Annotated in this window: 25 protein-coding genes; 2 read left to right on the top strand and 23 right to left on the bottom strand. The window is 64.6% G+C overall.

Features of this window, described 5'->3' with window-relative positions:
* From AB4061_RS35215 to AB4061_RS35180, 8 genes are all read right to left on the bottom strand, one after another.
* Positions 1-353 (bottom strand): acyl-CoA dehydrogenase family protein (locus AB4061_RS35215; protein ID WP_441637212.1); only part of this gene is annotated, 353 nt, incomplete at its 3' end.
* 105 nt (positions 354-458) lie between these two features.
* Positions 459-1,394 (bottom strand): electron transfer flavoprotein subunit alpha/FixB family protein, encoded by a 936-nt coding sequence (locus AB4061_RS35210; RefSeq protein WP_174423155.1) that lies wholly within the window; start codon positions 1,392-1,394, stop codon positions 459-461.
* 19 nt (positions 1,395-1,413) lie between these two features.
* Positions 1,414-2,163, bottom strand: coding sequence for an electron transfer flavoprotein subunit beta/FixA family protein (locus AB4061_RS35205; RefSeq protein ID WP_006158397.1), 750 nt, complete (start codon positions 2,161-2,163; stop codon positions 1,414-1,416).
* 204 nt (positions 2,164-2,367) lie between these two features.
* A complete protein-coding gene (locus AB4061_RS35200; RefSeq protein WP_441640770.1) occupies positions 2,368-3,165 on the bottom strand; it encodes a MetQ/NlpA family ABC transporter substrate-binding protein in 798 nt (265 codons plus the stop codon).
* Between the two features lie 68 nt (positions 3,166-3,233).
* Entirely contained in the window at positions 3,234-3,887 is a 654-nt protein-coding gene (locus AB4061_RS35195; RefSeq protein ID WP_043344505.1) for a methionine ABC transporter permease, read from the bottom strand.
* Positions 3,877-4,911 carry a methionine ABC transporter ATP-binding protein gene (locus AB4061_RS35190; protein WP_441640769.1) on the bottom strand — a complete coding sequence of 345 codons (1,035 nt, stop codon included), beginning with the start codon at positions 4,909-4,911 and terminating at the stop codon, positions 3,877-3,879. The genes AB4061_RS35195 and AB4061_RS35190 overlap by 11 nt, the downstream gene beginning before the upstream one ends.
* 170 nt (positions 4,912-5,081) lie before the next feature.
* A complete protein-coding gene (locus AB4061_RS35185; RefSeq protein ID WP_441640768.1) occupies positions 5,082-5,885 on the bottom strand; it encodes an enoyl-CoA hydratase in 804 nt (267 codons plus the stop codon).
* Positions 5,886-5,896: 11 nt separating this feature from the next.
* Positions 5,897-6,820: a histone deacetylase family protein gene (locus AB4061_RS35180; protein ID WP_441640767.1), complete on the bottom strand. Its 924-nt coding sequence runs from the start codon at positions 6,818-6,820 to the stop codon at positions 5,897-5,899.
* Between the two features lie 118 nt (positions 6,821-6,938).
* Here AB4061_RS35180 and mltB point away from each other — a divergent pair, with 118 nt between their 5' ends.
* A complete protein-coding gene (mltB, locus tag AB4061_RS35175) occupies positions 6,939-8,045 on the top strand; it encodes a lytic murein transglycosylase B (RefSeq protein ID WP_441640766.1) in 1,107 nt (368 codons plus the stop codon).
* Between the two features lie 85 nt (positions 8,046-8,130).
* Here mltB and cysM read toward each other — a convergent pair whose 3' ends face one another.
* The 11 genes from cysM to cmk all read right to left on the bottom strand — a co-directional run bounded on the left by cysM (position 8,131) and on the right by cmk (position 19,587).
* Positions 8,131-9,033, bottom strand: a complete 903-nt coding sequence (cysM, locus tag AB4061_RS35170) for a cysteine synthase CysM (RefSeq protein WP_441640772.1) — start codon at positions 9,031-9,033, stop codon at positions 8,131-8,133.
* A gap of 70 nt (positions 9,034-9,103) precedes the next feature.
* Positions 9,104-10,426: a solute carrier family 23 protein gene (locus AB4061_RS35165; RefSeq protein ID WP_441640765.1), complete on the bottom strand. Its 1,323-nt coding sequence runs from the start codon at positions 10,424-10,426 to the stop codon at positions 9,104-9,106.
* Positions 10,427-10,702: 276 nt separating this feature from the next.
* Positions 10,703-11,083, bottom strand: a complete 381-nt coding sequence (locus AB4061_RS35160; RefSeq protein WP_441640764.1) for a ComEA family DNA-binding protein — start codon at positions 11,081-11,083, stop codon at positions 10,703-10,705.
* A gap of 185 nt (positions 11,084-11,268) precedes the next feature.
* Positions 11,269-12,264, bottom strand: coding sequence for an ADP-glyceromanno-heptose 6-epimerase (rfaD, locus tag AB4061_RS35155; protein ID WP_441640763.1), 996 nt, complete (start codon positions 12,262-12,264; stop codon positions 11,269-11,271).
* A 40-nt stretch (positions 12,265-12,304) separates the two neighbouring features.
* Entirely contained in the window at positions 12,305-13,252 is a 948-nt protein-coding gene (rfaE1, locus tag AB4061_RS35150; protein ID WP_441640762.1) for a D-glycero-beta-D-manno-heptose-7-phosphate kinase, read from the bottom strand.
* Between the two features lie 70 nt (positions 13,253-13,322).
* Positions 13,323-14,696: a UDP-glucose dehydrogenase family protein gene (locus AB4061_RS35145; protein WP_441640761.1), complete on the bottom strand. Its 1,374-nt coding sequence runs from the start codon at positions 14,694-14,696 to the stop codon at positions 13,323-13,325.
* Between the two features lie 66 nt (positions 14,697-14,762).
* Positions 14,763-16,010, bottom strand: coding sequence for a lipopolysaccharide assembly protein LapB (lapB, locus tag AB4061_RS35140; protein ID WP_441640760.1), 1,248 nt, complete (start codon positions 16,008-16,010; stop codon positions 14,763-14,765).
* A 3-nt stretch (positions 16,011-16,013) separates the two neighbouring features.
* Entirely contained in the window at positions 16,014-16,343 is a 330-nt protein-coding gene (locus AB4061_RS35135) for a lipopolysaccharide assembly protein LapA domain-containing protein (protein WP_183032076.1), read from the bottom strand.
* A 205-nt stretch (positions 16,344-16,548) separates the two neighbouring features.
* Entirely contained in the window at positions 16,549-17,046 is a 498-nt protein-coding gene (locus AB4061_RS35130; RefSeq protein ID WP_441640759.1) for an integration host factor subunit beta, read from the bottom strand.
* Between the two features lie 32 nt (positions 17,047-17,078).
* Positions 17,079-18,773 (bottom strand): 30S ribosomal protein S1, encoded by a 1,695-nt coding sequence (gene rpsA, locus AB4061_RS35125; RefSeq protein WP_006158411.1) that lies wholly within the window; start codon positions 18,771-18,773, stop codon positions 17,079-17,081.
* Between the two features lie 151 nt (positions 18,774-18,924).
* Complete coding sequence (gene cmk / locus AB4061_RS35120) at positions 18,925-19,587, bottom strand: (d)CMP kinase (protein ID WP_183032074.1); 663 nt, start codon at positions 19,585-19,587, stop codon at positions 18,925-18,927.
* A 134-nt stretch (positions 19,588-19,721) separates the two neighbouring features.
* Here cmk and AB4061_RS35115 point away from each other — a divergent pair, with 134 nt between their 5' ends.
* A complete protein-coding gene (locus AB4061_RS35115; protein WP_441640758.1) occupies positions 19,722-19,955 on the top strand; it encodes a DUF2061 domain-containing protein in 234 nt (77 codons plus the stop codon).
* Here the strand turns inward: AB4061_RS35115 and aroA are convergent, their stop codons facing one another.
* The 4 genes from aroA to pheA all read right to left on the bottom strand — a co-directional run bounded on the left by aroA (position 19,956) and on the right by pheA (position 24,708).
* Entirely contained in the window at positions 19,956-21,266 is a 1,311-nt protein-coding gene (aroA, locus tag AB4061_RS35110; protein ID WP_441640757.1) for a 3-phosphoshikimate 1-carboxyvinyltransferase, read from the bottom strand.
* A 93-nt stretch (positions 21,267-21,359) separates the two neighbouring features.
* Positions 21,360-22,268 carry a prephenate dehydrogenase gene (locus AB4061_RS35105; protein ID WP_441640756.1) on the bottom strand — a complete coding sequence of 303 codons (909 nt, stop codon included), beginning with the start codon at positions 22,266-22,268 and terminating at the stop codon, positions 21,360-21,362.
* A gap of 140 nt (positions 22,269-22,408) precedes the next feature.
* Entirely contained in the window at positions 22,409-23,524 is a 1,116-nt protein-coding gene (gene hisC / locus AB4061_RS35100) for a histidinol-phosphate transaminase (protein WP_441640771.1), read from the bottom strand.
* Between the two features lie 44 nt (positions 23,525-23,568).
* Positions 23,569-24,708, bottom strand: a complete 1,140-nt coding sequence (pheA, locus tag AB4061_RS35095; protein ID WP_441640755.1) for a prephenate dehydratase — start codon at positions 24,706-24,708, stop codon at positions 23,569-23,571.
* Between the last annotated feature and the right edge of the window lie 58 nt (positions 24,709-24,766).

Genomic DNA, 24,766 nt, shown 5'->3' with positions numbered 1-24,766 from the left:
GCCGTGTTCAGCATCTCGTTGCAGGCGGTGGCGATCAACTTGGGCAAGCCCTGGCCGCCAAATTCCTGCGGATGCAGCACGCCCTGCCAGCCACCTTCGCCAAACTGGCGGAACGCGTCCTTGAAACCGGGCGTGGTGGTAACCACGCCATCCTTCCAGCTGCTGGGATCGGTGTCGCCAATGCGGTTGAGCGGCGCCACCACTTGTTCGTTGAATTTGGCTGCCTCGTCGAGCACCGCCTGCGCCGTCTCCGGCGTGGCGTCCTCGAAGCCGGGCAGCTTGCTGACTGCGTCAAGATCAGCCAGTTCGTTCATCACGAACAGCATGTCCTTGAGCGGGGCACGGTAGGTCATCGATGTCTCCGGTATGTATAAAAAAGCCGTTCTCGGGCGGGCCCGGAACGGCTAGTACTTCTTGATCGAGCCCGGCGCGTCAAACGCCGTGCCGGGCAGTGGGGATCAGCCCAGCGCCGCCACCAGTTCGGGCACGACGGTGTTCAGATCGCCAACCAGGCCGTAGTCGGCCACCGAGAAAATCGGGGCTTCGGCATCCTTGTTGATCGCGACGATCACCTTGGAGTCCTTCATACCGGCCAGATGCTGGATCGCGCCGGAGATGCCAACGGCGATGTACAGCTGCGGCGCAACGATCTTGCCGGTCTGGCCGACCTGGTAATCGTTGGGCACGAAGCCGGCGTCGACAGCAGCGCGGGACGCGCCCATCGCGGCGTTCAGCTTGTCGGCCAGCGGCGTCAGCACCTTGGTGTAGTTCTCGCCGGAACCCACGCCACGGCCACCGGACACGATGATCTTGGCGGCGGTCAGCTCGGGGCGGTCGCTCTTGGTGACTTCGCGCGAAACGAATTGCGAGATGCCAGCGTCGGCCACGGCGGGCAGGTTTTCCACGGCGGCCGAACCACCTTCGGCTGCGGCAGCGTCAAAGCCGGTACCGCGCACGGTGATGACCTTGACCTTGTCCGACGATTGAACGATCGAGATCGCATTGCCGGCGTAGATCGGGCGCTCGAACGTGTCCGGGCTGTCGACCTTGGTGATGTCCGACAGCTGGGCTACGTCCAGCTTGGCCGCGACGCGCGGCAGGATGTTCTTGCCGTAGGCCGATGCGGGCGCCAGGATGTGGCTGTAGTCGCTGGCGATGGCCAGCACTTGCTCGGCCACGTTTTCAGCCAGGCCGTCGGCGAACTGCGGCGCGTCGGCCAGCAGCACCTTGGACACGCCGGCGATCTTCGCGGCCGCAGCGGCAGCAGCGGCGGCATTGGCGCCGGCCACCAGCACGTGGACATCGCCGCCGCACTGGGCGGCTGCCGTCACGGTATTCAGCGTGGCGGCCTTGATGGATTGGTTGTCGTGTTCAGCAATGACGAGTGCAGTCATGTTTTATCTCCTGGCGCGCTCAGATGACCTTGGCTTCGTTCTTCAGCTTTTGCACCAGCGTCGCAACGTCCGGCACCATCACACCCGCGCTACGCTTGGGCGGCTCAACGACCTTGACGGTCTTCAGACGCGGCGCCACATCCACGCCGAGATCTTCTGGCTTGACGATGTCGAGCGGCTTCTTCTTGGCCTTCATGATGTTSGGCARSGTGACATAACGCGGCTCGTTCAGGCGCAGGTCGGTGGTCACCACCGCCGGCAGCTTGAGCGACAGGGTCTCCAGGCCGCCATCCACTTCACGCGTCACCGATGCGCGGCCATCGGCCACCACCACCTTCGAGGCGAAGGTAGCTTGCGGCAGGCCCGCCAGCGCAGCCAGCATCTGGCCGGTCTGGTTGGAGTCGTCGTCGATGGCTTGCTTGCCCAGGATCACCAGTTGCGGCTGTTCCTTGTCGACCAGGGCCTTGAGCAGCTTGGCCACGGCCAGCGGCTGGAGGTCTTCGTTCGATTCCACCAGGATGCCGCGGTCGGCACCGATGGCCATCGCCGTACGCAGGGTTTCCTGGCACTGGGTCACGCCGCAGGACACGGCGATCACCTCGGTGACCACCCCGGCTTCCCGCAGGCGCACCGCTTCTTCCACGGCGATTTCGTCAAACGGGTTCATGCTCATCTTGACGTTAGCCAGATCCACGCCCGTGCCGTCCGACTTCACCCGGACCTTGACGTTGTAATCCACCACGCGCTTGACTGCGACGAGTACTTTCATGCGCTCACTCCACTGATAGTCGATAGTCAGAAATTTGGTTCGCCCGTCATTATAACCACCGGGTGGGTGGCACTCTTATTTTTCGAACGGTCGTACTATTTTATCGGTAAAGAATTGCCGGGCATAGCCCGGCAATGTGAAAACCTCGCCGTATTGTGCCGCAGGATGCCCTGCGGCACACGGTTTTTGAGGGTTTTTTCAAACTTACCAGGCGGTAATCACCGAATCCTTGAAGGTGCTCTGGACGTACTGCTTGATCTCCGGCGAATGATATGCCTTGACCAGCTTGGCTACCCAGGGCTTGTTCTTGTCGGCTTCGCGGATGGCGATCAGGTTGGCATAGGGCCCCTTCGGGCCTTCCATGGCAATCGCGTCCTTGGTGGGCGACAGGCCGGCGGATTCAGCGTAGTTGCCATTGATGGCGGCGGCGTCCAGGTCATCCAGCGAACGCGGGAGTTGCGCGGCGTCAAGTTCGACGATTCGGATCTTTTTCGGATTGGAGACGATGTCCAGCGGCGTGGCCCTCAGGCCAGCATCCGGGCGCAGCTTGATCAAGCCCTTGCTTTGCAGCAACAGCAGGCCACGGCCGCCATTGGTGGGGTCATTCGGCACGCCAACGCGCGCGCCGTCCTTGATCTGGTCGAGCGACTTGATCTTCTTGGAGTACACACCCATCGGGAATGTCACAGTGAAGGCGACGTGGGTGAACTTGTAGCCACGGTCCTTGATCTGCGCTTCCAGGTACGGCAGGTGCTGGTAGCTGTTGGCGTCCAGGTCGCCAGCGGCCAGCGCGGCATTCGGCTGGACGTAGTCACTGAACTCCACCAGCTGGATATTCAGGCCGTCCTTGGCCGCGACCTTCTTCACCTGCTCCATGATCTGGGCGTGCGGGCCGCCGGTGACGCCGATCTTGATCGGCTTTTCCTGCGCGACGGCGCCAGTGGCCAGCGTGGCACCCAGGGCGGCGCCGACAATCCATTGCAGCAAGTTACGACGTTGCATGTTGACTTCCTTTTTCTCGATGGCTCTATGTCTTTGCAGATAGCCGGGCGGATCGCCGGGCTGACTTGTTACTTATGGCTGATGCGCCGCACCAGCCAGTCTCCGAAGCTTTGCACCGCTTGTACGAAGACGATCAGGATCAGCACCACCGCCACCATCACCTCGGTGATGTAGCGCTGATAGCCGTAGCGGATGCCGAGGTCGCCCAGGCCGCCGCCGCCAATGGCGCCGGCCATGGCCGAATAGCCCACCAGGCTGACGAAGGTGATGGTCAGGCCGGCCACGATGCCGGGCATGGCCTCGGGCAGCAGCACCTTCATCACGATCTGGCCGGTGCTCGCACCCATCGACTGGGCGGCCTCGACCAGGCCTTTGTCGACTTCGCGCAGCGCGCTTTCCACCAGGCGCGCGATAAACGGAATCGCGGCGATGGTCAGCGGCACCACGGCTGCGGTCGTGCCGATCGACGAGCCCACGATAAAGCGCGTGAACGGAATCACCACCACCAGCAGGATGATGAAGGGGATCGAGCGCACGGCATTGACCACCACGCCGATGGTGCGGTTGAACAGCGGGTGCGACAGCACGCCGCCGCGGTTGGTCAGGTGCAGCAGCACGCCCAGCGGCACGCCAAACAGCGCGCCGACCACGCCCGAGATGCTCACCATCAGCAGCGTCTCGTTGAACGAGGTCAGGAACAGGTCAAACATTTCAGACCACATGCTCGATCTCCTCCACCACCACGCCTTCTTGTTGCAGATACTCCATTGCCGCCTTCACGTCGGCCAGGTCGCCGGTGGCCATGATGGCCAGCGAGCCGAAGGCCTGGCCCTGGATTTCGTCGATATGCCCGTGCAGGATGTTGAAGTCCAGCCCGTAGCGGCGAATCGCCTGGGCCAGCACCGGCTGGTCCACGCCCGCGCCGGTGAAGGCCAGGCGATAGACGTGGTCGCGCCCATTGCCGAGGCGGCTCTCCACGCGCTTGAGCACGCTTTGCGGCAGCTCCTGCGCGATCACGTCGCCGATCATGGCGCGCGTGACCGCATGCTGCGGACGCAGGAAGACGTCGATCACCCGGCCGGTTTCCACCACCTGGCCAGCTTCGAGCACGGCCACGCGGTCGCAAACCTGTTTGATCACTTCCATCTGGTGCGTGATCATGACAATGGTCAGACCCAACTCGCGATTGATCTGCTTGAGCAATTCCAGGATGGAGCGAGTGGTCTCCGGATCGAGGGCGGAAGTGGCCTCGTCCGACAGCAGCACCTTGGGCTTGCTGGCCAATGCACGTGCAATCCCCACGCGCTGCTTCTGCCCGCCGCTGATCTGGGCGGGATAGCGATCCTTGAGCGCCGTCAGGCCGACCAGTTCCAGCAGCGGCAGCACCGTGTCGGAGATCTCGCTACGGGATTTTCCGGCCAGCTCCAGCGGCAGCGCCACGTTGTCAAAAACGGTACGCGACGACAACAGGTTGAAATGCTGGAAGATCATGCCGATGTCGCGGCGTGCCCGGCGCAACGCGCCGCTGTCGAGCGCGGTCAGCTCCTGGCCGGCAACGAAGACGCGGCCGGCGCTGGGGCGGTTAAGCAGGTTGATAGCGCGCACCAGCGTGCTCTTGCCAGCGCCGCTGCGGCCGATGATGCCGAAGACCTCACCTGCCGCAATCGACAGGTTGACGTCCCGCAGCGCATGCACCTCACCCGACCCGCCGGGGAAGCGCTGCGAAAGACCTTGCAGTTCGATCATGTGAAAAGAAAACGGCAACAGGCGAGTTTGTCTCTAGCACTGTTGCCGCATTTTATTTTTTTGGGCGAAGCGCGCATTTTAAGCGATCCGCTTCATACCAGAAACGACTTTTTGCCGATGTCTTTATACGCCAAGGGCATATAGCCCAACAAAAACCACCAAAAAGCGATTTATGCATCACTCCACGAGGGCGAACGCTTGTCGAGGAAGGCCTGGACGCCTTCCAGCGCCGTCGGATCCATCATGTTGCAAGCCATGGTCTGCCCGGCGAGCTGGTAGGCTGCTTCGATGCCCATCTCCAGCTGGCGGTAGAACAGGCCCTTGCCGGCGGCCACGGCGGCAGCCGGCTTGGCGCAGATGCTGGCCGCCAGGCGTGCAACCTCGGCATCAAGGGCATCGGCGGGCACCACGCGGTTGACCAGCCCGCGCTCGCGGGCTTGCAACGCGTCGATCATGTCGCCGGTCAGCAGCATCTCCATGGCATGCTTGCGCGACAGGTTGCGCGACAGCGCCACGCCCGGAGTGGCGCAGAACAGGCCAAGGTTGACGCCCGATACCGCAAAGCGAGCCACATCGGCGGCCACCGCCAGGTCGCACATCGCCACCAGCTGGCAGCCGGCCGCCGTGGCAATGCCCTGCACGCGCGCAATCACCGGCTGCGGCATCTTCTGCATCGCCATCATCATGCGGGTGCAGCGGTCGAACAGGCGGCGATAGTAGTCGTGCGACGGGCTGGCGCGCATCTCGCGCAGATCATGTCCCGCGCAGAACGCGCGGCCGGCGGCGGCCAGCACCACCACGCGGACCGAGGCATCGGCGCCGGCGCGGGCAAACGCCGCGGACAGCGCATCCAGCAGGTCCTCTGACAGCGCGTTGAACGCTTCCGGGCGGTTCATCGTCAGGCGCAGCACGCCCGGGGCGTCGAGGCTTTCGCTCACCAGCGAGGTCATGGGGCGGTTATCGGTTTCAGCCATGCCAGGGCCTCCTATCGTTCTAGCAGCACCTTGAGGTGCGCATACACGCTACGGCTCAGCGCGCTCAGGTTATAGCCGCCTTCCAGGCAACTGACGATGCGTCCCTTTGCATGGGCGCGCGCGACGTCGACCAGTTGGGCGGTGATCCAGGCATAGTCCTGCTCGACCAGCCCCATCTGCCCGAGATCATCCTCGCGATGGGCGTCGAAGCCGGCCGAGATAAACAGCATCTGCGGCTTGAACTCGTTCAGGCGCGGCAGCCAGATCGTCTCCACCACTTCGCGCACCGCCAGGCCGTTGGTATAGGCCGGCAGCGGGATGTTCGACATATTGGTGGCAATGTGCTCGGTGCCGCTGTAGGGATAAAACGGATGCTGAAAGAAGCTGCACATCAGCACCTGGGCGTCGCCACGGAAAGCGGCTTCGGTGCCATTGCCGTGGTGCACGTCGAAATCGACGATGGCCACGCGCTCCAGCCCGTGCGCGGCGAGCGCATGACGCGCGGCGATCGCCACGTTGTTGTAGAAGCAGAAACCCATGGCCCGGTCCGGCTCGGCATGGTGGCCCGGCGGGCGCACGCAGCAGAACGCATTCTCGATCTCGCCCGCCATCACCGCATCGGTGGCAGCCACCGCGGCGCCTGCCGCATGGGCGGCGGCGGCGAGCGTGTGCGGGTTCATCAGGGTATCGGGATCGATCGGGTGGTAGCCGCTGGCTGGGCTGGCCGCGGCCAGCGAGGCGGTGTACTGCGGAAGATGCACGCGCCCGATCTGCTCGGCGGTGGCGGCGCTCGCCTCGCGCCGGTCAAGCAGGCCATCCATGCCGTGCGAGATCAGGTGATCCTCAATGGCCTGCAGGCGCTCAGGGCACTCCGGATGGAAAGGCCCCATCTCATGCAGCAGGAACTCGGGATGCGTGTAATAGCCTGTGGGCATGTCTTATTGCTTTAATCGTGGTCTCCATTCGTTACGTTAGCACATGCCGCGCCAGCCACCCAGCGAGCTGCCGCGCGGGCACCATCCGCTATACTCGCAGCGACTTGCAAAGGACACCATGACCGACTCCCAGCGCTCCCTGCGTCGCCCGCTTCTGGGCGCCGCGCTTTCCGCTGCCGCATTGAGCTTGTGCGGCATCTCCCCCGCCCTGCTTGCCGCCGGCAAGCGCCGCGTGAGCATGCGCGAAGAAGAAATCGAGCCGGGCCGCTACCGTGACAATCCCAAGAGCCGCGCCTTCATCGACGAGATGGTGGCACGCCACGGCTTTGCCCGCCAGACGCTGGAGAGCTGGTTCGGCCAGGCCGTGTATTCATCCACGGTGGTGCGCCTGATCATGCCGCCCGCCACGCCGGGACGCAAAAGCTGGCGCACCTACCGCTCGCGCTTCATCGAGCCGATCCGCATCAACGCGGGCGTGCGCTTCTGGCAGCAAAATCGCGAAACACTGCGCCGTGCGGAAGCCGAGTTCGGCGTGCCGGCCTCGGTGATTGTCGGCATCATCGGTGTCGAGACCATCTATGGCCGCGACATGGGTACCTTCCGCGTCATCGACTCGCTCTCCACGCTGGCCTTCGATTATCCCGACGTGCCCAACCGCGAAGCGCGCACCACGCTGTTCCGCAACCAGCTGGCCGACTACCTGCTGTGGTGCCGCGACACCAACACCGATGTGTTCTCGGTGCTGGGCTCCTTCGCGGGCGCCGTGGGCATTCCGCAGTTCATGCCCACAAGCCTGCGCGAATACGCCATCGACTACGACGGCGACGGCCGCATCGACCTGCGCGGCAGCGCCACCGACGCGATCGGCAGCGTGGCGCGTTTCCTGCAGCTGCACGGCTGGGAACCGGGCCGCCCGGTGGTCTGGCGCATCGCCGCCGATGAGGGCAGCCGAGGCATCGCCGCCGCAGCAGCGGATGGCGAGCCATGGCCTACCCGCACGCTCAACCAGTTGCTCAAGGCCGGCCTGCGCGTGGACGAGCCGATCGACCCGGCACGCGAAGGCGAAACCGGCGTGCTGGTGGTGGACCTGCCCACGCCCGGCGAAACCACCGACTACATGCTCGGCCTGCGCAACTTCTATGTACTGACGCGCTACAACCGCAGCTTCTTCTACGCGCTGGCTGTGTACCAGTTGGGCGAGGCGGTCAAGGCAGCGATGGGCTGAGCCGGTATCCGCAGCGCGATAAGCAAAAAGCCCCCGCAAGACTGAGCTCGCGGGGGCTTTTTCAATGCGCGTGGGCAAGGCAGCATCAGGCCGGGAACACTCCGGTCGAAAGGTAACGATCACCGCGATCGCACACCACGAACACGAGGGTGGCATTCTCCACTTCCTCGGCGATACGCAGCGCGACGCACAGCGCGCCGGCAGCCGAGATGCCGCAGAAGATCCCTTCCTCGCGCGCCATGCGACGTGCCATGTGCTCGGCATCGCCCTGGCTGACAGGCTCGGTACGGTCAATGAATTTCGGATTGTAGATCTTCGGCATGTACGCCTCGGGCCACTTGCGGATGCCGGGAATACGCGAGCCTTCGGCCGGCTGCGCACCCACGATCTGGATCCCTGCGTTCTGTTCCTTCAGGTAGCGCGAGACACCGGTGATGGTGCCCGTGGTGCCCATGGCAGAGACGAAGTGAGTAATGCGCCCTTCGGTGTCGCGCCAGATTTCCGGGCCGGTGGTCTCGTAATGCGCCAGCGGATTGTCCGGGTTGGCGAACTGATCCAGGATCACGCCGCGGCCGTCGCGCTCCATGGAGTCCGCGAGGTCACGCGCGTATTCCATGCCGCCCTTGACCGGTGTCAGGATGATCTCCGCGCCGTAGGCAGCCATGCTCTGGCGGCGCTCCATGCTCAGGTCTTCCGGCATGATCAGCACCATCTTGTAGCCGCGGATGGCGGCTGCCATGGCCAGCGCGATGCCGGTATTGCCCGAGGTAGCCTCGATCAGCGTATCGCCCGGCTTGATGCGCCCGCGCGATTCGGCCCGGGCAATCATCGAGACCGCCGGCCGGTCCTTGACCGAGCCSGCCGGGTTRTTGCCYTCGAGCTTGCCGAGRATYACRTTKCCGCGCGSSKCGMYGGCGGCGCCGGGGATGCGCTGSAGTYKSACCAGCGGCGTATTGCCGATGGTGTCTTCRATCGTCTTGTAGGCCATGGTGAGCGGGATTCCAATGTCGGCGGACATTGTAATCCAGTCGCAAATCCCGCGTTGCCGACGCGGCGTGTCAGGCCTCGGCTTCGGCTTCGGCTTCGGCTTCGGCCTTGCCGCTGCCCAGCACGTGGTACAGCAGAATCGCGCCAAACGTAGCGGTACCAATGCCGCCCAGCGTCATGCCGCCCAGCTTCAGCGTCAGGTCGCCAGCCGCCACGGTCAGCGTGGCTCCGACCGTGATCAGGTTGCGCGAACTGGAGAAGTCGACCTTGTTCTGCACCCAGATACGCCCGGCAGTGGCGGCGATCAGGCCGAACACCACAATGGTCAGGCCACCGATCACCGGGCCCGGGATGGTCAGGATCAACGCACCGAACTTGGGTGAGAAGCCCAGCACCAGCGCCACCGCCGCCGCCACCACGAAGATCAGCGTGGAGTAGATCTTGGTCACCGCCATCACGCCCATGTTCTCGGCATAAGTGGTCACGCCCGTGCCGCCGCCGCCGGCGGAAATGATGGTGGCAATGCCGTCGCCGATGAAGGCGCGGCCGATATAGGGATCGAGATTGCGGCCGGTCATCACGCTGATGGCCTTGATGTGCCCGAGGTTCTCCGCCACCAGCACGATGGCCACCGGCGCGATCAGCAGCATGGCGCTGGYCTGGAACACCGGCGTGGAGAAGACCGGCAGCCCGAACCAGGCCGCGGCGGCCACGCCGGAGAAGTCGATACCTTTGCCCATGCCCAGCCCGTTGGTGCAAACGTAGTACAGCACGTAGCCGAACAGCCCGCCCACCAGTACCGGCAGCCGACGCAGCATGCCCGGCGCATGCACCGCCACCACGCCCACGGCCAGCACGGTCGCCAGGCCAACCCAGGTATCCAAGGCCGCACCGCTCACGGCCTTGACCGCCACCGGCGCGAGGTTCAGGCCGATGGCCGCGACGATGGCACCCGTCACCACCGGCGGCATCAGCCGCTCCACCCAGCGATACCCCACCGCCTGCACCACCAGCCCGATCAGCAGGTACAACACGCCCGCGGCGATGATGCCGCCGAGCGCCACCGGGATATTCGGGTTGGGGCCGCTGCCGGCGTAGCCGGTCGCCGCGATCACCACCGCGATGAAGGCAAAGCTGGAGCCCAGGTAGCTGGGCACCCTGCCGCGCACGCACAGGAAGAAGATCAGCGTGCCGATGCCGGAAAACAGGATGGCGATATTGGGATTGAAGCCCATCAGGATCGGTGCGATCGCGGTCGAGCCGAACATCGCCACCACGTGCTGGATACCTGCCAGCAGGGTCTGGCCGGCGGGCAGGCGCTCATCGGGCGCAATCACGCCGTGGGTCTTTAGCCGCCACTTGGGCAGGAATCCCGCGCCCTCGTTATTTCCCATTGTCCAGCTCCCTTTTTATTGGCCTGGCCGTCCCGTATGCGGGCAGGTCCGGCGCGATCTTGGATTTTGTTGGCCACGCGGCCGGCTCGGGCCGCAACAGCGTCCGCATGATACCGCGCGGCCGCATTCGTGATAAGCCACACGGCATTAGCACGAGCCATACCAGCGCCGAAGCCTCGTGCTGGTGCACGAGCGGCAAAAAGCCCCGGGCTCGGCCGGGGCTTCGACGATCGGATAGCCTGGATGCGAGCGCCGCGCAGCACGCCCGCGGCAGCCTTAGCGAACGGCCTTGGCCGGCGGCTTCTCCGTCTTGGCGTCCTTCTTGGCCGGGGCCGCCGCAGCCACCGTGGCCTTCGGCGCCGCGGCGCCGCCGGCGCCGATGGTCATGCCGGCCTCCTGCAAGCGCACGACGGATTTCTGCCCCAGGCCCTTGACCCGATCGGCGAGATCCGCGGCATCCTTGAAGGGACCACCCCGGCTGCGTTCGCTGACAATGGTGCTGGCCGTGGCCGGTCCGATGCCCTTGAGCGACACCAGCGCGGCCTCATCGGCGGTATTCACATCGACCGCCGCAAACGCGGCGCCCGAGAGCGAGAACCAGACGGCGGCGGCCAGCAGGACCTGCCTGGACGCGCGCGTCAAAGTTGGCTTGAACATGGGAGTTTCTCCTATCCGTTGATGAAGGTCGCTTCGCCCTGGCTGGACGAAGCAACACGCAGGATAGGAGCGCGCGGCCGGCTTGGCGCACCCTGCAACAAAAGTTCACCTCAACGCTACCGAGGTGTCTCCACAACGCGCGAAAGGCGTACAAAAGGCGCCTTGACGCGCGTGTTTTTGCGACCTCAGCCCTTGTTCTGCAGCAGCCAGCGGCAGTAGCGCGACACGCCTTCTTCCACGGTGTAGAACGCATCCTTGTACCCGGCGCCACGCAGGCGCGAGACATCGGACTGGGTGTAGCACTGGTACTTGCCGCGCAGCGCGTCGGGGAACTTGATGTATTCGACCAGCCCCTCCTGCACCATCTCGTCGAGCGTCAGAGGGGGCCGGCCATCGGCCTCGCGCAGCGTGTTGACGACGGTCGCGGCGATGTCGTTGAACGGTTGCGCGCGGCCGGTGCCGAGGTTGAAAATGCCCGACTTGTCCGGATGCTCCAGGAAGAACAGGTTGACCTTCACCACGTCTTCCACCGAGATGAAGTCGCGGGTGTGGCCACCCGGCACATAGCCGCCATACTCGCCAAACAGCTTCACCGTGCCATCGGCGCGGAACTGGTTGAAATTGTGGAACGCCACCGAGGCCATGCGGCCCTTGTGCGCTTCGCGCGGGCCGTACACGTTGAAGTAGCGAAAGCCCACGATCTGCGACAACGCGGACGGCAGCTTGCGCCGCACCACCTGGTCGAACAGGAACTTCGAGTAGCCGTAGACGTTCAGCGGCTTCTCGTATTGGCGCTCTTCCTTGAACACCTGCGAGGCGCCATAGGTGGCCGCCGACGAGGCGTAGAGGAACTGCGTGCCCTGCTCCAGGCAGGCATCCATCAGCGCCTGCGTGTAGCGGAAATTGTTCTCCATCATGTAGCGGCCGTCGGTCTCCATGGTGTCGGAGCAGGCTCCCTCATGGAACACCGCACGTACCTTGCCGAACTCCCCACGCTTGAAGCGCTCGAGAAACTCGCTCTTGTCGAGGTAGTCGCGGATCTCGCAGTCGACGAGGTTGTGGAACTTGTCGGCGCGCGTCAGGTTGTCGACGGCGACGACATTGTCGTCGCCACGCTCGTTCAGGCCCTTGACGAGGTTGCTGCCGATAAAGCCGGCAGCGCCGGTTACGATGATGGTCATGGTCGTGTGGGCTCAAACGAGCCAGGAGGCAGCGCGGCCATTACGCCGGCGCGCCGAACAATTCAGGATAGGTGACAACCGCGGTGCCCAGCTTGCCCACCACGATGCTGCCAGCGCGATTGGCGTGCTGCACGGCCTCCTTGAGCGGCACGCCCGCGCCCAGCATGGTCGCCAGCGTGGCGATCACCGTGTCGCCGGCGCCGGACACGTCATAGACTTCGCGCGCCTGCGCCGACACGTGCAGCACCTCGGCTTCGGTGTAGAGCGTCATGCCCTCTTCCGAGCGCGTCAGCAGCAGCGCTTCGAGATGCAGCTCGCGCCGCAGGTTCTGGGCCCGGATGGTGAGATCGGACTCGGTCTTCCAGGCGCCCACCACGTGCCGCATTTCGGCACGGTTGGGGGTGATCAGCGTGGCGCCGCTATAGCGTGAGTAATCGTCGCCCTTAGGGTCGACTAGCACCAGGCAGCCCGCGGCGCGGCCCGCCTCGACCATGCGGCCCACGTGGGCGAGGCCGCCCTTGCCGTAGTCGGAGAGCACCAGGACCTTGTACTCCTTGACCAAGGCCAGGAATCGATCCTGCACCGCAGCCAGCACTTCATGTCCCGGTGCGTTCTCGAAGTCCACGCGCAGCAACTGCTGCTGGTGCGCCACCACGCGCAGCTTGATGGTGGTGTTGACGCTGGGGTCGCGATGCAGGTAGGGCTGCACGTGGCTGGCGCTGAGCAGCGCCTCCAGCGTGCGGCCGGGCTCGTCATCGCCGACCACGCCCAGCATGCCCACCTGGGCGCCCAGCGCGGCGGCATTGCGAGCCACGTTGGCAGCGCCGCCAAGGCGTTCGTCGCTGCGCTTGATCTGCACCACCGGCACCGGGGCTTCCGGGGAGATGCGCTCGACATCGCCGAACCAATAGCGGTCGAGCATCATGTCGCCCGCCACCAGGATGCGCGATTGATTGATCTGTTGCTGCGGAATATGGTTCTTGCTCATGGACATCCTTGGCAACACAGCCCGGTCCGTCAGCCGGGGCGTTGGCTTTTCGTTCCCGTTGGGTTGCGTTTCAGCGCGTCGTGGTCGGCCGCCCGATCGCATGATATTCGATGCCCGCTTCCTGCATGGCTTCGGGCTCGTACAGATTGCGTCCGTCGAAGATGACGGGAGCCTTCAGGCGGCGCTTGATCTGGTTGAAATCCGGGCTGCGGAACACCTTCCATTCTGTGACGATGACCAGGGCATCGGCACCGTCGAGCGTGTCCATCTGCGCGTCGCTGAAATGCACGCGTGCAAAACCACCGTCGATGTGTGCGAGATCGAGGGCCAGCGCATGCTTGGCCTCGGCCATCGAGATCGGATCATGCACGTGCAGCGAGGCGCCGCGCGACACCAGCGCTTGCGCCAGCACCCGCGACGGCGCTTCGCGCATGTCGTCGGTATTGGGCTTGAATGCCAAGCCCCAGATCGCAAAGGTGCGCCCGGTGAGATCCTCGCCGAAGCGGCGCACGACCTTGTCGGCCAGCACCTGCTTTTGCGCGTCGTTGACCGCTTCCACCGCTTCCAGCACGCGCATGGGCTTGCCATGCGCGCTGGCGGTGCGCATCAGCGCCTGCACATCCTTGGGGAAACACGAGCCGCCGTAGCCAGCACCGGCGTACAGGAAACTATAGCCGATGCGCGGATCGGAACCGATGCCCATGCGGACCAGCTCGATATCGGCACCGACTTCATCGGCCAGGTTCGCCAGCTCGTTCATGAACGAGATGCGCGTGGCCAACATCGAGTTGGCCGCGTATTTGGTGAACTCGGCCGAGCGCACGTCCATATAGAACGTACGCTCGTGATTGCGGTTGAAGGGCGCGTAGAGCTGGCGCATGATCGCCTTGGCATGCCGGCCTGCCACGTCGGCGTTGCAGCCCAGCACGATACGGTCGGGACGCATGAAGTCCTCCACCGCGGCGCCTTCCTTCAGGAATTCCGGATTAGAGACCACCGAGAACTGCAGGTCCTCGAGGCCGCGCGCGGCCAGCTCTTCACGAATGGCTTCGGCGACACGATCGCCGGTGCCGACCGGCACGGTGGACTTGTCCACCACCACCTTGAAGCCGGTCATGTACTTGCCGATATTGCGGGCAGCCGCCAGTACATATTGCAGGTCGGCAGAGCCATCCTCGTCGGGCGGCGTGCCGACGGCGATGAACTGCACATCGGCATGCTCCACGCTGGCCGCCACATCGGTGGAAAACGTCAGCCGGCCAGCCTCGCGATTACGCTGGATCAGCTCTTTCAAGCCCGGTTCATAGATTGGCACGCCGCCGGCATTGAGCATCGCGATCTTGCGTTCGTCGACGTCCAGGCAGAACACATCGTTGCCCAGTTCGGCCAGGCAGGCCCCGGTCACTAGACCGACGTAGCCGCTGCCGATAATGGTGACTTTCATAACTTGTACTCCAGATAGGGATTGGCGTGCGACGCTAAAGCAACAACATCGACATCGGCGCCAGCATCAGCCGAGCGCCTCGGAACGGCGCGGTGCGTAGGTTTCCCAGCGGTTGCAGCCAGGGCACTGCCAATAGAACAACCGGGCGCGGAAACCGCACTCGCGGCAGGTATAGCGCGCCAGGTTACGTGTGCGGTGCTGCAGCAGGTCGCGAATCGCCGACACCTCCTGCTCATGTTCGATATCTTGGGCGGAGCCCGCCGGATCGCCATCAGCCGCGTCAGCCACATCGGCCGCATCGGCCGTGACAGCCACGCTGGCTTGCGCAACCTCGGCGGCCTGCGCCTCAAAATACTTGGTCAAGGCCTGCAACGACGGCTGCCGGCGCAATTGCTCGCGCATCAGCACGGCCGCGGCATGCGCGCCATGCTGTTCCAGCTCGGCGCGATAGGCACTATCGAGCAACTCGGCAGCCAGGTTCGTCTTCAGCAGGCCGCGCAGCCACTCCAGCGCCCGGCCATTGTCGCCGAGCTGGCGGTACGCCTTGACCACGCGATCCGCCACCAGCGGCAGGTAAGACGCATCCTGCTTCTCGATGCCCAGCCAGTGGCCAAGCGCGCCTTGCGCGTCGCCCGCGGCCATGGCCACATCGCCCAGCAGCATCGGCGCACGCACATTGGCGGGGTTTTCCTTGGCGGCCTGCTGCAGCCAGCCGATGGCGTCATCGGGCTGCTTGCGCTGCAGCGCGTCCTGCGCCAGTTCGCAGCAGAACTGCGCGATCTGCACACTGTAGTCCTTCTGCTCCAGCGGCTGCAGCTCGCGTGCCGCGTCGATGGCTTTCTTCCACTCTTTCTCGACTTCGTAGAGCTCCAGAAGCACATGCTTGGCCGGGGCCGCATACGGCCCTGACATCAGCCGGCGCAGCGATTCCTCCGCGCGGTCAAGCAGGCCGGCGCGCAGGAAATCCTGGCCCAGTTCATAAAGCGCGTGCTCGCGCTCGGCATCGGGAAGATCCTGGCGGCTAGCCAGGTTCTGGTGCACGCGGATGGCGCGTTCGGTTTCACCACGCCGGCGGAACAAAGCGCCGAGTGCAAAGTGCAGCTCTGTGGTCTCGGGGTCCAGGCGCACCACCTCGATAAACGCGTCGATGGCTTGGTCGGGCTGCTCGTTGAGCAGGAAATTCAGCCCCTTGAAATAGGAGCGCGGCAGCGCGCCCTGCTCGCTCATCAGCTGGCGCGCATCGAAGCGGGCAGCCATCCAGCCGAGGCCGAAGATGAGCGGCAGCGCCAGCAGCCACCAGGTTTCAAAAATCATGGGTCAGACTTTCGGGCCAACTACGTTGTAAGGAATGCCGGAACCTGCCGCGGCCTGTGGGTCGCGCGCACTTTCCGCCGACTGGCTGCGCGCCTCGCCCAGCGCACGCCGCAGCCGGCCCGCCTCCATGCGCTGTCGCATCAGCACAGGCGCCAGCGCGGCGAGCGCGGCGAGGATGCCCAGCCCGAACGCGGCCAGCAAGATCAGGATCAGCGGCGCGCGCCATACGGCATCAAAAAAGAGCTGCAGCGAGACGTCGGCGGTATTGCGCAGCGCCAGCACGAACAGCAGCGCGAACAGGACGATGCGTATGATCCAGGCGACAAGTTTCATGCGGGCTTCATGCGGCAGATGGGATGAATCGGACTCCGGTGATGCGGACGCCGGCGGGCGGCGCCCCCTCGGTGGATTCCCGGCATTGTAGCGGAATCGCCTCGCGCCAACGGTAACGTCTTGTATGCTCGCACAATGAAAAAGCGCCCCGATAAGGGGCGCTTTTTTGACTATCCAGGCACATCACGAGCCAGACGCAGCGGATTCAGGACTGGGCCAGCTTCAGCCCGCCATCATCATGCAAGGCGTTGCCGGCAGCGGCTGCCGGCTTCGCCTGGCCAGGCGCGGTCACATGACCCGCACCAGCGGCAGCGCCATGGCCATTACTGCCACCATGGGTGCTGCCATTCGCATTGCCGTTGCCAACGTGACTTCCGTTGGCATTGGCGCCAGTGCCGCCGCTTCCTGCCTGCGGCAGCGCCGGGCTGCGATCGACTCGTTCACGCAACTCCTTGCCCGCCTTGAAGTGCGGCACCCGTTTCTCGGGCACCAGCACACGTTCGCCGGACTTGGGGTTGCGTCCCACGCGCGGCGGACGCCGGTTCAGACCAAAACTGCCGAATCCGCGAATCTCGATGCGGTGGCCATCAGCCAGCGCTTCGGACATTGCGTCGAGGATCGTCTTCACCGAGATGTCCGCATCCCGCAGCAACAGCTGCGGGAACCGGGCAGCCAGTTTTTCGACAAGCTCGGACTTGGTCATGGGCATCCGCTAGCAGGCGTAAGAACCAATGCTTACTGGTTGTCCTGGCCGAGCTTGGCCTTCAGCAGCGCGCCCAGGTTGGTCGTGCCAGCCGTGCCGGTGTCGGCAGCGAACTTTTGCATGGCTTCTTGCTGCTCGACGTTGTCCTTGGCCTTGATCGACAGGTTGATGTTGCGCGACTTGCGGTCGACGTTCACCACCAGGGCGGTGATTTGTTCGCCTTCCTTCAGCACGTTGCGAGCATCTTCCACGCGGTCAGCCGAGATTTCGGATGCGCGCAGGTAGCCTTCGACGTCATCAGCCAGTTGCACGACAGCGCCCTTGGCATCAACAGTCTTGATCGTGCCGTTGACCAGGGAACCCTTGTCGTTAGCCGAGATGAAGTTGTTGAACGGGTCGCCCGACAGCTGCTTGATACCCAGCGAGATGCGTTCCTTGTCGACGTCGATGCCCAGAACCACGGCTTCCACTTCGTCGCCCTTCTTGTACTTGCGCACGGCTTCTTCGCCGGTTTCTTGCCAGGACAGGTCGGACAGGTGCACCAGGCCGTCGATGCCACCGGGCAGGCCGATGAACACGCCGAAGTCGGTGATCGACTTGATCTGGCCGCCCAGCTTGTCGCCCTTCTTGTGGTTACGGCTGAAATCGTCCCACGGATTGGCCTTGCATTGCTTCATGCCCAGGCTGATACGACGCTTGTCTTCGTCGATATCCAGGACCATGACTTCGACTTCGTCGCCCAGCTGGACAACCTTCGACGGAGCGACGTTCTTGTTGGTCCAGTCCATTTCGGAAACGTGGACCAGGCCTTCGATGCCGGCTTCGATTTCAACGAATGCGCCGTAGTCGGTCAGGTTGGTCACCTTGCCGAACAGGCGGGTGCTTTGCGGGTAACGACGCGAGATGCCGACCCACGGATCTTCGCCCAGTTGCTTCACGCCCAGCGAGACGCGGTTCTTCTCTTGGTCGAACTTGAGGATCTTGGCGGTGATTTCCTGGCCAACCGACAGCACTTCGCTCGGGTGACGCACACGACGCCATGCCAGGTCGGTGATGTGCAGCAGGCCGTCGATGCCACCCAGGTCCACGAATGCGCCGTAGTCCGTGATGTTCTTGACGATACCGTTGACGATGGCGCCTTCCTTCAGGGTTTCCATCAGCTTCTGGCGCTCTTCGCCCAGGGTCGCTTCCACAACGGCGCGGCGCGACAGCACCACGTTGTTGCGCTTGCGGTCCAGCTTGATGACCTTGAATTCCAGGGTCTTGCCTTCGTACGGCGTGGTGTCCTTGATCGGACGCACGTCGACCAGCGAGCCCGGCAGGAACGCGCGGATGCCGTTGACCATGACGGTCAGGCCGCCCTTGACCTTGCCCGTGACCGTGCCCGAGATGATTTCGCCGTCTTCCAGCGCCTTCTCGAGGTTCAGCCACGATGCCAGGCGCTTGGCCTTGTCGCGGGAGAGGATGGTGTCGCCATAGCCGTTCTCGAGCGCGTCGATGGCCACGGAGACGTAGTCGCCGGCCTGCACTTCGAGTTCGCCCTGGTCGTTCAGGAACTCCTCCACCGGCACAAAGGCTTCCGATTTGAGGCCGGCGTTGACGACCACGAAATTGTGGTCGATGCGCACGACTTCAGCGGAAATCACTTCGCCAGCCTTCATATTGGAGCGGGCGACGGATTCCTCGAACAGTGCGGCAAAGGATTCGTTAGTTTGCAGGTCGGACATAAACTTGAGTATCAATCCGCAGTACTCGGGCCGGCGCGTGGATCGCGCTCAGTCTGCACCGGGCAGCGGGGTCAGGTTGAACAACACCGGCGGATCTGCGCTTGCAGGCTCTGCCGGCACTTCGGTGTTGCGGCGGCTGGACTGGCGCGGGTCAGGAACCCGGCGCGCCATACCATTGCAGCACCTGCGCCACCGCCTGATCCACCGTCATGTCGGAGGTATCGAGCAAGTGCGCATCCTCTGCGGGACGCAGCGGCGCGGCCGCGCGGGAGCGATCCCGCTGGTCGCGCGACTCAAGGTCTCGCAAAAGGTCTTCGATATTAGCAGAAATTCCCTTATCAATCAATTGTTTATAGCGCCTGCGAGCGCGCGCCTCGACACTTGCCGTCAGGAACACCTTCAGCCGGGCGTCCGGGAAAATCACGGTGCCCATGTCGCGGCCGTCGGCAACCAGGCCCGGCAGCTTGCGAAAACCGCGCTGCAGCGCCGTCAGGGCGTCGCGCACCGGCTGGTGGACGGCGATCGCAGAAGCACGGTTGCCGGTGGCTTCCGCGCGGATGGCCAGGCTGACCTCCTCGCCGCGCAGCCAGACACGGTCGGGCCCGAACTTCACATCGAGGCGGGTAGCCAGGCTGGCCAACCCCTCCACATCCTGCATGTCGATGCCCGCACGCTCGCTGGCGAGCGCCACCAGGCGGTACAACGCACCGCTGTCCAGTAAATGGAAGCTGAGCGCGTCGGCCACCTTGTGCGCTACGGTGCCCTTCCCCGATGCGGTGGGCCCGTCGATGGTGATGACGTCGACGATAGTCATTGTTTATTAAGACAGAACAAAATATTGATTTCTTAAATCAATTGAGAATCATTAGCATGGGGTTCATGACGGGCACCCGACAAAATCGCAGGCCCATACAGCAAACAACCGACATCTTCGCGAGGCAATCTACCATGGCCAAGACCCTGTCGTTCGGCATCATGCACGTTATCATCGCCTTTGGCGTCACTTACGCGCTGACCGGCAATCTGGCGGTCAGCGGCGCCGTGACGTTCATCGAGCCGGCAGTCAACACTGTGGCGCATTACTTCTTCGACCGCTACTGGGAACGGCGCGAACCCGGGGCGAAGCACGAGCCCTTGCCCCAAACCGGGCGCGGCGGCAATGGCCTGCCACTGGCCACGTGATCAGCGCGCCACCGTGCCGAACACCTCGAAGTAATCCGGGAACGTCTTCGCAACACAGCCAGGCTCGTTGATGCGCACCGGCAGCGGACCGAACGCGGCCAGCGAAAAGCACATTGCCATGCGGTGGTCATCGTAAGTATCGATGCCGGCGGCCGGGGTCTGCCAGGCGGATTGGGCCGGCGGCGTCACCTTCAGGTAATCCGCACCCTCCTCCACCTCGACGCCCAGCTTGCGCAACTCGGTAGCCATGGCGCTGATGCGGTCGGTTTCCTTGACCCGCCAGCTGGCGATATTGGTCAGCGTGGTGGGCCCCTCGGCGAACAGGGCCGCCACCGCCAGGGTCATGGCAGCGTCCGGAATATGGTTGCAGTCCAGCTCGATGCCATGCAAGCGGCCATCGTCGCGCTCGGTGCCGCGGACCTCGATCCAGTTGGCGCCGGCCATCACGTTGGCGCCCATGCGGTTAAGCGCCTCGGCAAACTTGACGTCGCCCTGGATGCTGGCCATGCCCACGCCCTCCACCCGCAGCGGGCCGCCGCCGATGGCGCCCGCAGCCAGGAAGTAGGAGGCCGAGGACGCGTCGCCCTCGACAAAAATCTCGCCCGGCGAGCGGTATGCCGCGCGAGCCGGCAGGATGAAGCGTGACCAGCCCTCGCGCCGGATCTCGATGCCAAAGCGCGCCAGCAGGTTGAGCGTGATCTCCACGTAGGGCTTGGAAATCAGCTCGCCCACCACTTCGATCTCGATGGTGTCGCCAGGCGCATCGGCCAGCGGCAAGGCCATCAGCAGCGCCGTCAGGAACTGGCTGGACACGTCGCCGCGCACGCGGATCGGCGCATCGATGCGAATCCGCGCGGGAGAAATCTGCAAGGGCGGATAGCCCTCGGTGCCAAGGTAGGCGACGCTCGCGCCAATCTGGCGCAGACCATCGACCAGATCGCCGATCGGCCGCTCATGCATGCGCGGCACGCCGGACAGCTTGTAGCTTCCGCCCTGCAGCGCCAGTGCCGCGGTCAGCGGGCGGATGGCCGTGCCCGCATTGCCCATGAACAGCTCGGCGGCCTTATTGGGGAATTTGCCGCCCACGCCGCGCACCACGCAAGCGCCATCCTCATGGCGCCATTCCACGCCCAGCGTACGCAGCGCCTGCAGCATCACGCGCGTGTCGTCCGAGTCGAGCAGGTCGCACACGCGGGTCTCGCCCTCGGCCAGCGCCGCCAGCAACAGGACCCGGTTCGAGATGCTCTTGGAACCCGGCAGGCGAACCGTGCCAGAAGCGCGAGTGAAGGGGCCGAGCGTGAGATGTTCCATGGTTTGCATGCTAGTTGGCGGGCAGCTTTCGATGAAAGGCGCACCGCTTTCGTTGGTGACGTGGCGTTCGTGTTGCGCCGGGTTGCGCGGCGATCAGGGCTCGGCGTTGACAGCCGGCGCGCGCTGCGCGCCCCATTGCTGCCGCACCTGGCTAGCGCGCTGGAAAATACGCTCCAGGCCTTCGCCGTTGCTGTTTTCGATCAGGGTCTTCAGATGCGCCAGCATGGCCTGGTAGGTGTTGAGCTCGCTCAACATCGCCTCGCGGTTGCCAACGCAGATATCGCGCCACATCTCCGGCGACGACGCCGCGATCCGGGTGAAATCCCGGAAGCCGCCGCCGGCGAAATCGAGCTTGAGCGCCGCGTCTTCGGCATTGGCCACCTGGGCCACCAGCGCATAGGACAGCAGGTGCGGCAAATGGCTGACGGCGGCAAATACGGCATCGTGCTGCACGGCCGACATCACGCTGCACTGGGCGCCCGCGGTCTCCCACATGGCGCGCACGGCCACTACATCAATGCGGGAATTTTCCTGCAGCGGGCACAGCACGACTTTCTTGCCAACATAGAGATCGTCCAGCGCCGCTTCCACGCCATGCAGCTCGCGCCCGGCAATTGGATGGGCTGGCACGAACTGGGCCGCCTTGTCGCCCAGCGCAGTCTTGGCCGCCATGATGACGTCGGCCTTGGTGCTGCCGGCATCCGTGATGATCGTAGCTGGCTCCAGATGCGGCTCAAGTGCATGGAGCAGCGCAAAGGTCTGCGCCACCGGCGCGCACAGCACGATCATGCTGGCGCCCTTGGCGGCGTCTTCCAGCGTGGCCGCCTCGTCGATCACCCCCAGCTTGAGCGCACGCTCGAGCGAAGCTTGCGAGCGGCCGACGCCGACCACCGTGCCGACCGCACCCGCGCGCTTGAGCGCGAGTGCCAGCGAGCCGCCGATCAGGCCGACGCCGACAATGACGACACGGGGAAAAAATGGAGCGGACGCAGGAACGGTCACGGGGATACGCTGCCAGGCGAGGAAGTTCGGGAATCCGATATTGTAACTTCTCCGCCGGGGGGCGGCGCCGGCATTGCGCCTTTGCGCAAGCTTGCATGGCGCCGGCCCGCGAAGGGCCGGGGCATTGCTTGCAGCAGCGCTTACTTGAGGGCCTTTTCCAGCGCCACGATAAACGCCGCGTTTTCCTCAGGCAGGCCGATAGTGATGCGCAGCCATTGCGGCAGGTTGTAATTGCCCACCGGCCGCACGATCACGCCCTGCTTGAGCAGCGCCAGGTTGACGCGCGCGCCGGCGCCATCGTCCTGGCCCACGCGCACCAGCACGAAATTGCCCGAGGACGGCACGTACTGCAGGCCGAGCCGCTCGAACGCCGCCACCAGTTGCGCCTTGCCGGCACGGTTTAGCTCGGCGCTACGCTGCAGGAAGGCCACATCGCCCAGCGCCGCCACTGCCGCTGCCTGGGCCAGGCTGTTGACATTGAAGGGCTGGCGGATGCGGTTGAGCAGATCGGTCAGCGCGGGCTGCGCCACGGCGTAGCCAATGCGCAGCCCGGCCAGGCCGTAGGCCTTGGAGAAGGTGCGAGATACCAGCAGGTTGGGATACTTGCGGACCCACGCGATCGAATCGTACTGCTGCGCGTCGTCCAGGTATTCGTTGTAGGCCTCGTCCAGCACCACCACGACATCGGCCGGCACCTTGGCCAGGAAGGCCTCGATCCCTGCGGCCGGCAGGAAGGTGCCGGTCGGGTTGTTGGGGTTGGCGATAAAGACCAGGCGCGTGTCCAGAGCGATGGCCGCGGCCATGGCGTCGAGATCGTGGCCGTAGTCGTGCGCCCTGACCTCGAGGGCGCGTGCGCCGACTTCCTGCGTGGCCAGCGCGTACACCGCGAAAGAGTGCTCGGCATAGACGATCGACTCGCCCGGCTTGACCAGCGCATGCGCCGCGATTTCCAGGATGTCGTTGCTGCCGTTGCCCAACGTGAGCCAGTCGGCCGGCACGTCGAAGCGGGCCGACAGCGCGCCCTTCAAAGCGAAGCCATTTGCGTCCGGATAACGGCCCAGGTCAGCCACGGCGGCAGCGATGGCGGTCCGGGCCGATTCGGGCATGCCGAGCGGATTCTCGTTCGACGCCAGCTTGACGATGGTGGACTCGTCCAGGCCAAACTCGCGCGCCACTTCGGAAATCGGCTTGCCAGCCACGTACGGGGAAATCGCCCGCACATACTCGGGACCGAACTGCTTGCCCTGCTCTGCCATGTTCATTCCTTCTCTGAGACGTTGTTAGCGGATCGCCGATCCTGTTACCGGCTGGACGGATACGAGCCCAGCACCTTGAAGTAAGCCGCGTTGCGGCGCAGCTCTTCCAGCGCACGCGCCACTGAAGCATCGTTCTGGTGGCCTTCGACGTCGACGTAGAAGTAGTACTCCCACGCGCCGCTGCGCGCGGGGCGCGACTCGAACCGGCACATCGACACGCCGTTGTCGGCCAGCGGCGCAAGCAGTTGGTAGACCGCGCCGGCCTTGTTGGGCACCGAGAGGATCATCGAGGTCTGGTCGCTGCCGGAGGGCTCGGTCTCGTAGCGGCCGATCACGGCGAAGCGCGTGCGGTTGTGCGGATCATCCTGGATGTGCGTGCGCACCAGATGCAGGTGGTAGCGATTGGCCGCCGACTCGCCGGCGATGGCCGCAACAGTGGGATCCTCGCTGGCCATGCGTGCCGCTTCCGCATTGCTCGACACCGCCTGGCGCTCCAGGTGCGGGTAGTTGGCCGTGAGCCAGTGCTGGCACTGCGCCAGCGCCTGCGCGTGCGCGCGCACCACGGTCACGCCCTTCATATCGGGCGACGACGCCATCAGGTTGTGGTGCACCTTCAGCGCGATCTCGCCACTGATCTTCAGCGAGGTCTGCAGGAACAGGTCCAGCGTGCGCGAGACCGCGCCCTCGGTGGAATTCTCCACCGGCACCACGCCGTACTCAACAGTACCGGCTTCCACCGCGCGGAACACCTCGTCAATGCTGGGGCAGGGTACGCCGCTGACTTCGTGGCCAAAGTGCGCGTACAGCGCCTGCTCGGAGAAGGTGCCCGCCGGGCCGAGGAAGGCCACCTCGAGCGGCTTCTCCAGCCCGCGGCAGGCCGACATCACTTCACGCCAGATTGCCGCCACGCTGTCGTCTAGCAGGGGGCCGGGGTTGGCCCCCTGCACCTTGCGAATGACCTGCAGCTCGCGCTCGGGACGGAACACCGGCGCGCCGTACTTCTTCTTGACCTCGCCCACATCGAGGGCGAGTTGCGCGCGGCGGTTCAGCATCGCCAGCAGTTCGCGGTCGAGCGTGTCGATCTGCTCGCGCAGCGGCGTCAGCTCGACGCCCAGCGCCTTTTCGGCCGCGCCATTGTCCTGCAGCGCCTCCCCCTGCGCACCTTGCTTGTCTTGATTTGTCATTGTATGAATCCGCTACGCCACACCATTGCGCAGTGCCAACGGCAGTGGAAATGGCCCT

This window comes from Cupriavidus sp. YAF13 (assembly GCF_052113425.1).
Lineage (GTDB): Bacteria > Pseudomonadota > Gammaproteobacteria > Burkholderiales > Burkholderiaceae > Cupriavidus.
Note: the sequence above shows the minus strand (reverse complement) of the source record. Positions and strands in the feature narration are given on the sequence as shown.